Source organism: Arthrobacter sp. zg-Y769 (assembly GCF_020907405.1).
Taxonomy (GTDB): domain Bacteria; phylum Actinomycetota; class Actinomycetes; order Actinomycetales; family Micrococcaceae; genus Arthrobacter_B.
Map to the genome: position 1 here is coordinate 439,682 of NZ_JAJJOE010000008.1, position 12,595 is coordinate 452,276.

Below are 12,595 nucleotides of genomic sequence, written 5' to 3' on the forward strand. Positions count from 1 at the left end.
AGTGTTCCTGCCCGGGGCAAATACTTTGGTGCAGCTCCTACGCGTCGGCGCCGACCATCCGGTAGCCGGCTTCCGCAACCGCTTCGCCGAGTTCGGCAGCGGTCAGGGTTCGGTTCGCGGTGACCGTCGCGGTCGAGACTCCGCCTGCGTTCAGGTCCACCGAAACCGTGTCGACGCCGTCGAGCGCCTCGAGCTCTTCAGTCACCGACGCGACGCAGTGTCCGCAGGTCATTCCGGAAATGTTCAGTGTGGTGGTTTCCATGTCACTCTTCTTTCTGTTGATGGATGGGGCCGTGCCGGTGGTCCTAGCGCAGCAGCCTGCCGATGGCATCAGCGGCTTCCTGCACCTTCGCGGAGACAATCTCGGGGTTGCCGGTGCGCTCGGCTTCCTGTGCTGCCCCGACGACGCAGTGCGACATGTGGTCCTGGACCAGTCCAAGGCTGACAGCGTGCAGTGCCTTATTGATGGCTGCGACCTGGGTGAGGATGTCGATGCAGTATTTGTCTTCCTCGACCATGCGGGCAATGCCCCGCACCTGTCCTTCAATCCTGCGCAGCCGCCGGAGATAGGCATCTTTATCAGACGTGTAACCATGCGGGCCTTCGTGGTCCCCGGCAGTCTCCGGAATCCCGGGGATTTCCGGAATCCCTGCAGTGTTTGCTTCCATGGGGTACTCCAATCCGTCAGTTCGAAGTTATACCCCCACCGGGTATGGGTCAAGTACCCCCAGGGGGTATTTTCCGGGATCGGGCGGGGCGGTTCCAGTAAGGTGGAATCCGTGGCACACAGTGAGCTGTCGACAGCAACCCAGGACTACCTGAAGGTCATTTGGACCGCCCAGGAGTGGACAGACGAACCCCTGACCGTTTCGGCGCTCTCTGCCCACATGGGTTTCTCGCCGTCGTCGGTCTCGGAAGCCGTGAAGAAACTGACGAACCAGGGTTTGGTGACCCACGCGCGCTACGGTTCCATTGCCCTGACCACCGCGGGTGAGACGGCAGCTGTCGGCATGGTCCGCAGGCACCGGCTGATTGAAACGTTCCTGGTGGAGTACCTGGGCTACCGCTGGGACGAGGTGCACGACGAAGCCGAACACCTTGAACATGCCGTATCGGACAAGATGGTGGATGCCCTGGCTGCACGACTTGGCAACCCCGTACGCGACCCGCACGGGGATCCGATCCCGGCACGCGACGGCCGTTTCCCGGTCCTGGACGCAAAGCGGCTGAGCCGCTGCGAACCCGGGACCCGCGGCCTCGTGGCCCGCGTTTCGGACAATGAGCCGGAGCTGCTTCGCTACCTGGCGGGGCTGGGACTTCACCTGGACACCATGGTGTCCGTGGTCCAGCGCCAGCCCTATGCCGGCACGCTCACCATCGAGGCCGGCGGACATCCGCTGGACCTGGGCCTGCCGGCGGCGGAGGCCATCTGGATCCTCGAGGTTCCGGACGCGGCCGCTCCCCCGGCTTCCTAGCGCGCCCGCACGCCTACAGGACCGTCTTGTCGAAAACGACTTCCCGGTGCGTGGGCCGATAGCCAAGGCTTTCGTACAGGCCGAGGGCACCCGAGGGGTTCTCCGTGTCGACGCCGAGCCCGGCGTTGTCCATGCCGCCGTCACGGAACCGCCGCATGGCCTCGCCCAGCATCGCCGGGGCCAGTTTCCTGCCCCGCCAGCCCCGCCGCACTCCGAGCAGCATGGTGTAGCCCTCTTTGTAGCCGTGAATGTCCTTGCTTTCCGGATCAAAGCTGGCCAGCTGGTAGGCGGCGACCTCCCCGGTGCCCGTATCCACCACGGCGAAGCTCCATTCCGGCCGGAACTGCGGATGGTCCACGGTGAAGCCCCAGCGTTCCTTGTTCCGCGGCTCGCTCCCCCAGTGGTCCTTGAATGCTTCGTTGTGCGCCCGGCGCACGGCGTCCGAAATCTCTGCATTGAAGGTCCGGAACTCCATGCCCTCCGGCAGCCCGGCGTCGGGCAGGTCTCCGGCCAGCGGCCGGCTCATCTCGGTGAAGTACCGGACCACCTGGGCCCCCTCGGACTCCAGCAGTGCCACCTGGGAGGCGTTGGCTTCCTCGGCGTAGGTGCGCAGCACCCCGTGTTTCCGGTGTTCGGTAAACAGCCGCTGGCGCAGGCGGGTTTCCTGCCAGCGGTAGACCTTCGCGCCGATCCCGCGGCGCCGCCACTGCGGATCCACACCGCCGAAGCCGGAACCGGTTTCAGAACCGGGGTTCAGCGCAATCCGGCCGTAGGCCCTTGCTGCGCCGGTTTTATCGAGGCCGATCAGCGTGTCTTGGGCAGGGTTGCCGGAAGTGGTCTCCAGCGCCTGTTCCAGGTCCCGGCGGTCCTCCACCCATCCGGGTTTGTCCGCCTCCGCCATCCTGCGGATGAGCGCGTACCAGGCGTCGACGTCGTCGGCTCCGATCGAGCGCCAGCGGAGGCCGGTTTCCGGCCCGGGGAACAGGGGTGGGGAAGGCGTCTGCATCCATCCACCCTAGGACATCAGCACCGCTCCCAGTGAGACCTCCCGTTCGCACCAGGCAGCATCGGCGCGATTATGGGTGACCACCACAACGGCCTTGCCCCGGAGTCCCGATTTCAGGTCGGCCATCAGCTGCGCTCCCGCCTCCGCATCCAGGTGGGCGGTCGGTTCGTCCAGGAGGACGACGTCGGCTGCCGCAAGCAGGGCACGGGCCACGGCAAGCCGCTGGCGCTGGCCGCCGGAAAGGAAATGCCCGCCGGCACCGATGCGGGTATCCAGTCCATCGGGCAGCGTGTCGAACAGCGGTCCCAGGCCGACGGCGCGCAGGGATCCGGTCATTTCCGCTTCCGTCGGGGCGAGGGCGCGGTCGCGGGCCAGGAGCAGGTTGCCGCGCAGGGTGGAGTCGAAGAGGTGCGCTTCCTGCGGGCACCATGCCATCCGGCGTGCCGCCGGCGGCACCGACTCCGCGGGGACCCCGTTGATCCGGTAGGAACCGCTGCGGGGCGGCAGGAAGCCCAGCAGCACGCCGAGGAGCGTGGATTTTCCGCTGCCGGACGGACCGGTGACGGCCACCCACTCCCCTGCCGAGACGTGCAGGTCCACCCCGGCCAGCACGTCTTCGGCGGCCCCGGGATAGCGGTAGCGGATGTTGTCCAGTTCGAGGCTCCGCACTGTGCCGAAACTCTTCCGGGCAGCGGTTTCCCCGGCGGTGTCTTCGCCGGCCACGTCTTCGGTGCCCAGGTCCGGCAGGACCTTGTCCCCCAGGGTCCGCCAGGCGGTGAGCTGCTGGATGGAGCCGTTGACTGCAACAAACGGTTCGATCAGGGCGAGCTGGACCAGGACGACGACGGCGGCCACGGTGGCCGGCGCGTCCTGCGCCGCCCCGATCATGTACAGCCCGGCCAGGGAGCAGGCCAGGGCGGTGAGCGCATTGGCGAGGCCCTGGGCCCAGGCACTGCGCCGGACCGCCTTGGCCGCCGCAGCCTCGAGCCGTTCCTGCCGGGCCAGGACCGGTGCCGAGCTTGAGTTGGCCTCGAGGTCGGAGGCAGCCGAAAGCAGGCGTGTCATCGAAGACATGGACCGGGCCTGCAGGTCCACGGTGGCGGCGCGGGCAGCGGAGTCGGCGAACAGGGCCAGCAGCGGGGCAATAACCATCCCCACCACCACCAGCGCCACCTGCACCGCCAGGCCCTCCGGAACCAGCAGCCAGGTCACCACGCAGGCGCCGACGGCGGTCAGCAGGCCGGTCAGGGGTGCAAAGACCACACGGGGCGCTATGTCCCGCAGTTCGTCCACGTCACCCACCAGTCGCTCCAGGGCACCCGACCCCCTTGCCACCCGGCGCCAGCCTTCGGGACGCTGCAGCAGTCCGTTCCAGAGCCGTACCCGCAGCGTGTTGGTGGCCCGGAAGACGGCGTCGTGCAGGGAGAGGCGTTCGAGATAACGCAGCAGCGCCCGGCCGATGCCGAAGAACCGCACGCCAACAATCGCCATCAGCAGGTACAGGATCGGCGGCTGCTCCGCCGCCCGCACGATCAGCCAGGCGGACAGGGCCGTCAGGGCCACGGCGAACATGGTGGCGCCGGTGCCCAGCACCAATGCCAGGACAAACTGCCTGCTCCAGGGTTTCAGGACGAGCAGGTTCTTCCACAGCGGCTCATGCCGGGCGGGCGTCGGGTCCGCGGAGGCCTTCCGGTCCGGAGCCGCGCCCGCGACGCTGTTGGACGTCGCGCTGCCCGCGCTGCCCGATGCCGCGCTGTTGTGCGCCGCGGGACCTGGGGTAGCACCGGAGGCAGGTGCCGGGAACAGGCCCGCGGGACGATTCGCGGGGTTCACGCCGACGGCGGCTGCGAGGGACGCGGCATGCCTGCCCCTGCTGCGGTCCGGGGACGGAGCTCCGGCGGCTCCTGCCCCGACAGGGATAACGGTGTCGGCAATTGCTGCGGTATCGGCGTCGTGGGCCACCAGCAGCACGGTTGTCCGGCCGTGCAGTGCCTTCAGTGCTGCCCTGACTGCCGAGGCGCTGACCGCGTCCAGGTGTGCGGTGGGTTCGTCCGCCAGGAGGATCCGGACCTCGGGATTGGCGTCGATGCGGGCCAGGGCACGGGCCACGGCCACCCGGCGCTGCTCTCCCGGGCTGAGGTCCGAGGTGTCGGAATCGAGGAGGTGTGCGGCGTCGATCCGCTCCAGGGCCGAGCGGGCGGCGGTCCGGCCCGGGTTGCCGTGGCCTTCGGCAGCGTTGGTTCCGGCAGCGTCGGTTCCGGCTGCGTTGGTTCGTGCTGCAGGGAAGCCGGCGTAGAGCGCGATTTCCTCGGCAACGGTGTCTTCGACGAGCACGGGGTGCTGCGGTATCCAGGCCTGCGAGCCGGGGCTAATCCCCTGTACGGAGCCCTCCAGCCGGGTGTCTCCGCCGTTGCGCCGCAGTCCGGCCAGGACTTCCAGCACGGAGGTTTTTCCTGCCCCGCTGGGGCCGGTCAGTGCGGCAATACTACCTGCGGGCACAGTGAAGCTGAGATTCGCGACTGCCGGCTGCGGGCGCCCTTCGTACGCGATGGTCAGGTCCCGGACCTGCAGTGCCGACCCGGTGGCCTCCGGGGTCCCGGCTGCCTGGTCCGCCAGCGGCACGGCCGCCGGTGCGTTAAGTACGGCGTTGGTCCGGTTCAGGGCTTCGAGGCCGTCCTCGCTGGCGTGGTGGGCGGTGCCCAGGTCCCGCAGCGGCTGATAGCACTCCGGCGCCAGGATCAGGGCCAGCAGCCCCAGTTCCAGCGGCATGCCGCCGTGGACCAGCCGTACGCCGATGAACACGGCCACCAGCGCCACCGAGATCGTGGCGATCAGTTCCAGGGCGAGCGAGGACATAAACGCCACCCGCAGGGTCGCCAGCGTGGTGATGCGGTAGCGGTCGGCCACGTCGCGCAGCGCACGGGTCTGGGCGCGGGCCCGGCCGAGGCCCACCAGCACGGGCAGGCCCTTGGCCAGTTCAAGCATGTTGTCCGACAGCCGGTTCAGTGCATCCACTGCCGCGGCGGTCTTGTCCTCGGTGTGCAGGCCGATCAGGATCATAAACACCGGGATGAGGGGAACCGTCAGCACAATGGTGACGGCACTGATCCAGTCCGCGGCGAGGATGCGGGCGCCCACCAGCAGGGGGACGACGGCGCAGGTCACCAGGGCGGGCAGGTACTTCGAGTAGTAGTTGTCCAGCCCGTCCAGGCCGCGGGTGAGCAGGACGCTCAAGGCGCCGCTGCCCATCCCGGGGACGGTGCCGCCGTCGGCCAGCACCCGCACGGACAGCTGCCGGCGCAGTTCGTCCTTCACGCCGGCTGCTGCGCGCTGGGCTACGGTGTCCTGGCCCCACACAGCCACGGACCGCAGCACGGCGCCGACGACGCCGAGGGCGAAGACACGGTTCCAGTCCGGGCCGCCTGCGGCCAGACCGGCGATTCCGTGTGCGACGGCGTCGGCCAGCAGGACCAGCCCCGCCGCCTTGACGGCGGCGAGCAGCCCCAGGAGGTACAGCGCCCGGCGGCTCGTGGCGCTGACCGGCAGGACCGGTTTCACTGGTGCTTGAAACTGTGGGGGGCGGGGATGGACTCGGTGGTGACCCGCTTACGGAACACCCAGTAGGTCCAGCCCTGGTACAGCACCACAACCGGCAGGCCGAACAGGGCTACCCAGCTCATGACCTTCAGGGCGTAGGGGGAAGCGGAGGCGTTTTCCACCGTCAGGTTCCAAGCGGCGTCCAGCGTGGAGGGCAGGACCACGGGGTACATGGCGGCGAAGATGGTCGCCGCTCCGGCCACCAGGAACACGCCAAGGCTGATGAAGCTCAGGCCGTCCCGGCCCCGGCGGGCATAGATCCAGGCCAGGAGGGCTCCCACCACCGCAATCACCAGCAGGGGCAGGGTCTGAACCTTGGCGTTCATGAACTGCACGATGATGGCCCATGCCGCCAGGGGCAGGATGCCCAGGGGCAGCCAGCGCGTTACGATGCGCCGGGCGCGGTCACGGATCTGCCCGTCGGTCTTGAGCATCAGGAAAACGCAGGCATGGATCAGGCTGAAGGCCACCACGGCCACTCCGCCCAGCACGGCGTACGGAGTCAGCCAGGCAAACGCGCCGCCCACGCGGTCGCCGTTCTCATTCAGCGGCAGGCCGGTGGTGGTGAGTCCGAGGGCGGCGCCGACGCCGAACGCAGCTGCGAAGGAGCCGAGGGCCATGCCCCAGTCCCAGCGGTTGCGCCAGCTGTCACTGTCATGTTTGCCGCGGTACTCGATGGATACAGCCCGGAAGATGAGCCCCAGCAGCACCAAAACCAGCGGAAGGTACAGGGCGGAGAACAACGAGGCGTACCACATGGGGAAGGCCGCGAAAGTCATGGCACCGACGGTGATGAGCCAGACTTCGTTGCCGTCCCACACCGGACCGATGGTGTTCAGCAGTACCCGGCGGTCCTTCTCATCGCGGGCCATGAGCTTCATAAGCATGCCCACGCCCAGGTCGAAGCCCTCCAGGAAAAGGTACCCGACCCATAGGAAGGCAATCACGATAAACCAGAACAGCGGTAGCGACATTACTTTCAGAGCTCCAGAAATGCCGGCAGTCGGCAGATTGCAGGGTGGTCGGACAGGGTCCGGAGGGGATCCGTTCGCACGGTTCCCCTCCGGGGAAACTCAGTAGGCGAAGTCGAGGACATCGTCCTGCTTCTTTCCGGGGGTGCCGTCCGGATCGCCGCCGGGGGAATTCATTCCGCCCGTGGCGCCGTCGTCGCCTCCCAGCAGGTCCGGCATCGCGGCCGGGACACCGCCGCGGACGAACTTGAACAGCAGCATCACCTCCACGATCAGCAGGGCAAGGTACACGACGGTGAAGGTGATGACGGAGAACAGCAGCTCCCCCAGGCTCACACCGGGCGAGACGGCTGCCGCGGTGAACATAAACACGCCGTCGGAACCGGTGGGGTTCGGCGCCACGACGAACGGCTGGCGGCCCATTTCGGTGAAGATCCAGCCGGCGGAGTTGGCGCCGAACGGTGCCAGGATGCCGAACACCGCCAGGCGCATGAGCCACTTGGATTCGGGGACGGTGCCCTTGCGGACCACCCAGAGGGCGAAGGCTGCGGCAACGGCGGCGATGCCGCCGAAACCGATCATGATGCGGAAGCCCCAGTAGGTGACGGCGAAGTTCGGCGTGTAGTCGATTTCGGCGCCGGAGTTGACGCCGTACATTTCATCAGCGGGCAGATGTGTGCCGTAGTCGTCCTGGTACTGCTCCAGCAGCGTGTTCACGCCACGGATTTCGGTGTCGAAGTCACCGTTGGCGAGGAAGGAAAGCATGCCCGGGATTTCGACCAGCGTTTTCACGTCTTCGCAGTTCTCCGCGCCCGGGTCGCCGATGGACAGGACCGAGAAGCCGGTGCCGTCATGGCACGCTGCCTCCGCCGCGGCCATCTTCATGGGCTGCTGTTCGAACATCAGCTTGCCCTGCAGGTCGCCGCTGACCGCGACGCCGGCAAAGGAGATCATGGCGACGACGGCACCGATGCGCAGGGACCGCAGCCAGACGGCATGGTCGGTCTTGTCGCGGCCGATTTCGACCCGTTCCCCCACCACCACGTTGCCCTTGGCATCCACGGTGTCGATACCGTCCCGGCGCCGCTTCCAGAGGTGGTACCAGGCGATGCCGATCAGGAACCCTCCGGCCACGGCGAAGGCGCCGAAGATGGTGTGCGGGAAGGCTACGAGGAGGGTGTTGTTGGTCAGGACGGCCCAGATGTCATTCATGACCGGGCGGCCGTCCACCATCTCCACGCCCACGGGGTGCTGCATCCAGGAGTTGGCGGCAAGGATGAAGTAGGCCGAGAGCATGGAGGCCAGCGTGGTGATCCACAGGCAGGCCAGGTGGACCTTCTTCGGCAGCCGTTTCCAGCCGAAGATCCACAGTCCAAGGAACACCGATTCGGTGAAGAAGGCCAGCAGGGATTCCAGCGCCAGCGGGGCGCCGAAGACGTCGCCGACGAACCGGCTGTATTCGCTCCACGCCATCCCGAACTGGAACTCCTGGACCAGGCCGGTGGCCAGGCCGAGGATGAAGTTAATGAGGAACAGCTTGCCCCAGAACTTCGTCATTCGAAGGTACTGCTCTTTGCCGGTGCGCACCCAGGCTGTCTGCATGGCTGCCACCACGATCCCCAGCCCAATGGTCAGCGGGACCATGAGGAAGTGGTAGACGGTCGTGATGCCGAACTGCCACCGGGCGATATCCAGTGCTTCCACGCTTACATGTCCTTCAACTTGAGGAACGAGTTCTACGCGTCGTAGAATTCCTTACTTCTACACAGCGTAGAACAACTCGGACCAGATTTCTACGTGATGTAGAACAAGTGGGCGAAACGTTGTACATTAGTAAGTCTGGACCTGATACGGGGGTCCACCGGGGTCTCGATCGAAAAAGGATGCACATGGCTACGCTCGGTGAGCTGGAACGCGCGATGATGGATCTGCTGTGGGAATCTGACGAAGCAGCAACCGCCAATGAACTGCGCGAGAAGCTGGCGCAGCGTGGGGACTCTGCGGACGGCAAGGGCCTCGCCGTCACCACCGTGCTGACCGTACTCTCCCGCCTGGAGAAGAAGTCGCTGGTTCAGCGTGAACGCGACATCCGCCCCCACCGCTACCGTGCCGTGACCACCCGCGCCGAGCACACCGCCGAACTCATGCACGAAGCATTGGGTACCGCGAATGACCGGGAAGCCGTGCTGGCCCGGTTCGTCGGCTCCGTCTCCGACACCGAGGCTGAAATGCTGCGCAGGCTGCTCGGCGCCTAGCCACCGGCACCGCGGGTGTTCTGGGCCTCCTACGCACTTGCTGCGCTGGCGATTGTGCTGGCGTGGCCCGTTCCCGTGATCCTTTCGCGGGCAAAGTGGCCCGCCCGCTCCCCGTTCACCGCCATGGTCCTCTGGCAGGCAATCGCCCTCGCGGGTGGCCTGTCAATGATCGGTGCCATGCTCACCTGGGGCCTCGAACCCCTCGGCAATAACCTTCTGGACGGACTGGACGGCCTGCGGCGCATCCTCGTCGACGGCGCTCCGGCCAGCACGCTCGGCCTGGTCCACGTTTTTGCCCTCAGCGCCGCAATGCTGCTGGGCGCCCATCTGGTGTTCACCCTGCTGCTGACGTACTACCGGATCCTGCGCGGTCGGCACCGCCACCGGGACATGCTCAATCTGCTCAGCTCGCCTTCGGCGGACACCCCTGCCACCCTGGTCATCCAGCATCCAACGCCGGTCGCCTACTGCCTGCCGGGCGGAGCACGGTCGGTCACCGTGCTGTCCGACGGGCTGTTGAACATGCTCTCCAAGGAGGAGCTGTCAGCGGTCCTCACGCACGAGCGGGCCCACCTGGCCCAGCACCACCACCTGCTGCTGTGGGCCTTCGCCGCCTGGCGTGCCGCGCTTCCCTGGCTGCCCACATCACTGCTGGCCCAGCGCTCGGTCAACGAACTCATCGAAATGCTCGCCGACGACGAGGCGCTGGGAGAGGTGGACCGGATGACCCTGGTCCGGGCAGTCGCGATTGTCGGCTCGGGAACCCGCCCGGCAGATACATCCGGAGTACTGAAGCCCCTGGCAGCGCAGCCGGACCGTCCGCGGGAGTACCCGCCGCTTACCCTCCCCGGCGCGGAGGGTTCGGAACCGCTGGGCACTGCCGGCAGGCTCAGCCGGCTGCTGACGCCGCAGCCTCCGCTGCCCCGCTGGCAGCAGTGGGCCGTCCTGTGCCTCTCGATCCTGCTGCTGGCGGTACCGACAACACTGCTCATCGCCCCGGGGCTGCTGGACTAGGTCGGTGGCAGGGCCGGATCTTTTCCGCTAGGCGTCAATGCGGTCCCGGTCCAGCATGGCCGCACCGGCGATGATGAAGTCCTTGCGCGGCGCCACGTCGCTGCCCATCAGCAGTTCGAATGCCTGCTCGGCAGCGGCTGCCTCGGAAATCCGGACCCGCCTCAGGGTGCGGTGCCGGGGGTCCATGGTGGTTTCGGCCAGCTGACCGGCGTCCATCTCCCCCAGGCCCTTGTAGCGCTGGATCGGTTCCTTGTACCGCTTGCCTTCCTTTTCCAGGCGGGCAAGCACCTGGTGCAGTTCCTTTTCGCTGTAGGTGTAGACCATCTCGTTGCTCTTCGAGCCTGCGTTGATGACCTCTACGCGGTGCAGGGGCGGAACCGCCGCATAGACCCGCCCGGCATCCACCAGGGGGCGCATGTAGCGGAAGAACAGCGTGAGCAGCAGGGTGCGGATGTGGGCGCCGTCGACGTCGGCGTCCGTCATGAAGATGACCTTGCCGTACCGGGCAGCGTCCAGCTGGAAGCTGCGCCCCGAGCCCGCCCCCACCACCTGGATCAGGGCTGCACACTCGGCGTTGGAGAGCATGTCCGCCACGGACGCCTTCTGTACGTTCAGGATTTTGCCGCGGATGGGCAGCAGCGCCTGATAGTCCGAGGACCTGGCGAGCTTGGCCGTGCCGAGGGCGCTGTCGCCCTCCACGATGAACAGTTCCGAGCGTTCCTGGTCATCAATCCGGCAGTCCGCCAGCTTCGCCGGCATGGTGGAGGTTTCGAGGGCGTTCTTCCGCCGCTGGGTCTCCTTGTGCACCCGCGCGGAGATCCGGGACTTCATCTCCGCCACCACCTTCTCCAGCAGCTGCGAGGACTGTGTCTTATCGGCGCGCGCGGTGGAATTCAGCCGGGCGGTGATTTCCTTCTCCACGACCTTGCTGACGATGGCCCGGACGGCTGAGGTGCCCAGGATTTCCTTGGTCTGGCCTTCGAACTGCGGTTCGGCCAGGCGGACGGTCAGCACGGCGGTGAGTCCGGCGAAGACATCGTCCTTTTCGATCTTGTCGTTGCCGGCCTTGAGCTTGCGGGCGTTGGCTTCAATGACCTTGCGGAAGGTCTTCAGCAGGCCCTGCTCGAAGCCGGTCTGGTGCGTTCCGCCCTTGGGGGTGGCGATGATGTTGACGAATGAACGGATGGTGGTTTCGTAGCCGATCCCCCAGCGCAGGGCGATGTCCACCTCCGCCTCGCGTTCAATCTCGGTGATCCTGCTGTGCCCGCTCTCATCCAGTACAGGCACGGATTCCTTGAACTTGCCCGAGCCATGCAGGCGCCAGATATCGGTGACGGCGGCATCGGCGGCCAGGTAGTCGACGAACTCGGCGATCCCGCCGTCGTGGTGGAAGACTTCCTCCACCGGGCCGTTCTCGCCCGGTGTTCCGGGCAGGCGCCGTTCATCGCGCAGGGTGATGCGCAGCCCCGGGACCAGGAAGGAGGTCTGGCGGGCGCGCGCCTGCAGTTCGGTGTAGGAAAACTTGGCGTCAGGCGTAAAGATCTGCCGGTCCGCCCAGTAGCGGATGCGTGTTCCCGTGACACCGCGCTTGGCCTTGCCGACCACTTCCAGCCGTGAGCTGTCCAGGAACGGGGAGAACCTGGCCTCGGGGCCGGGCTTTTTGCCCGTGTCGTCGAAGTGACCGGGCTCGCCGCGGCGGAACGCCATCTGGTACGTCTTGCCGGCTCGGTCCACCTGCACGTCGAGCCGCGACGACAACGCGTTGACCACGCTGGCGCCCACGCCGTGAAGGCCGCCGGAGGCTGCATAGGATCCGCCGCCGAACTTGCCGCCGGCGTGGAGTTTGGTGAACACGACCTCGACGCCGGACAGGCCGGTTTTAGGCTCGATGTCCACGGGGATGCCGCGTCCGTCGTCATGGATCTCCACGGAACCGTCCGGGTGGAGGATGACCTTGATGCTCTGGCCGAAGCCTGCGAGGGCCTCATCGACGGAGTTGTCAATGATCTCCCACAGGCAGTGCATCAGGCCGCGGGAGTCGGTGGACCCGATATACATGCCGGGACGCTTGCGGACGGCCTCCAGTCCTTCCAGGACGGACAGGTGCCGGGCAGTGTAATCAGAACTAGGGGGCGCCACGTGCGTTGAAACTCCTTGGTGTCGGCTGTTTTGCCGGCAGAGATATCCGGGAACAATCAGGGACTCCTACAAGGTTAATCCCCGGCGGTGACACTTCCGCCCAACGACTCAGTTCCGTGAGTTTGCCCACGGAGGCTG

General features: G+C 66.8%; 10 protein-coding genes. 3 read left to right on the top strand and 7 right to left on the bottom strand.

The genetic code is table 11. The annotated features are described in order from the left end of the window. Positions 1 to 37: 37 nt before the first annotated feature. Together LOC60_RS08730 and LOC60_RS08735 are read right to left on the bottom strand one after the other, a co-directional pair. Positions 38 to 262, bottom strand: coding sequence for a heavy-metal-associated domain-containing protein (locus LOC60_RS08730; RefSeq protein ID WP_230024434.1), 225 nt, complete (start codon positions 260 to 262; stop codon positions 38 to 40). Between the two features lie 43 nt (positions 263 to 305). Then, on the bottom strand, positions 306 to 668 hold the full coding sequence (locus LOC60_RS08735; protein ID WP_230024435.1) for a metal-sensitive transcriptional regulator: 363 nt from the start codon (positions 666 to 668) through the stop codon (positions 306 to 308). A gap of 111 nt (positions 669 to 779) precedes the next feature. Between LOC60_RS08735 and LOC60_RS08740 the strand changes: the two genes are divergently transcribed. Beyond that, entirely contained in the window at positions 780 to 1,475 is a 696-nt protein-coding gene (locus tag LOC60_RS08740) for a metal-dependent transcriptional regulator (protein WP_230024436.1), read from the top strand. Between the two features lie 13 nt (positions 1,476 to 1,488). Here LOC60_RS08740 and LOC60_RS08745 read toward each other — a convergent pair whose 3' ends face one another. The 4 genes from LOC60_RS08745 to LOC60_RS08760 form a co-directional block, all read right to left on the bottom strand. Further along, positions 1,489 to 2,481 carry a GNAT family N-acetyltransferase gene (locus tag LOC60_RS08745; protein ID WP_230024438.1) on the bottom strand — a complete coding sequence of 331 codons (993 nt, stop codon included), beginning with the start codon at positions 2,479 to 2,481 and terminating at the stop codon, positions 1,489 to 1,491. Between the two features lie 9 nt (positions 2,482 to 2,490). After that, entirely contained in the window at positions 2,491 to 6,039 is a 3,549-nt protein-coding gene (gene cydD / locus LOC60_RS08750; protein WP_230024439.1) for a thiol reductant ABC exporter subunit CydD, read from the bottom strand. Further along, the gene (cydB, locus tag LOC60_RS08755; protein WP_230024440.1) at positions 6,036 to 7,052 is read right to left on the bottom strand and encodes a cytochrome d ubiquinol oxidase subunit II; all 1,017 of its coding nucleotides are present in this window, start codon (positions 7,050 to 7,052) and stop codon (positions 6,036 to 6,038) included. The genes cydD and cydB overlap by 4 nt, the downstream gene beginning before the upstream one ends. 99 nt (positions 7,053 to 7,151) lie before the next feature. Continuing rightward, positions 7,152 to 8,753 (bottom strand): cytochrome ubiquinol oxidase subunit I, encoded by a 1,602-nt coding sequence (locus LOC60_RS08760; protein WP_230024441.1) that lies wholly within the window; start codon positions 8,751 to 8,753, stop codon positions 7,152 to 7,154. Positions 8,754 to 8,938: 185 nt separating this feature from the next. On the opposite strand from LOC60_RS08760, the gene LOC60_RS08765 reads away from it, so the two are divergent. Further along, entirely contained in the window at positions 8,939 to 9,304 is a 366-nt protein-coding gene (locus LOC60_RS08765) for a BlaI/MecI/CopY family transcriptional regulator (protein ID WP_230024442.1), read from the top strand. Between the two features lie 15 nt (positions 9,305 to 9,319). Next, a complete protein-coding gene (locus LOC60_RS08770) occupies positions 9,320 to 10,318 on the top strand; it encodes a M56 family metallopeptidase (protein WP_230024443.1) in 999 nt (332 codons plus the stop codon). 27 nt (positions 10,319 to 10,345) lie between these two features. Here the strand turns inward: LOC60_RS08770 and LOC60_RS08775 are convergent, their stop codons facing one another. Further along, positions 10,346 to 12,457, bottom strand: a complete 2,112-nt coding sequence (locus LOC60_RS08775) for a DNA gyrase/topoisomerase IV subunit B (RefSeq protein ID WP_230024445.1) — start codon at positions 12,455 to 12,457, stop codon at positions 10,346 to 10,348. Positions 12,458 to 12,595 lie beyond the last annotated feature (138 nt).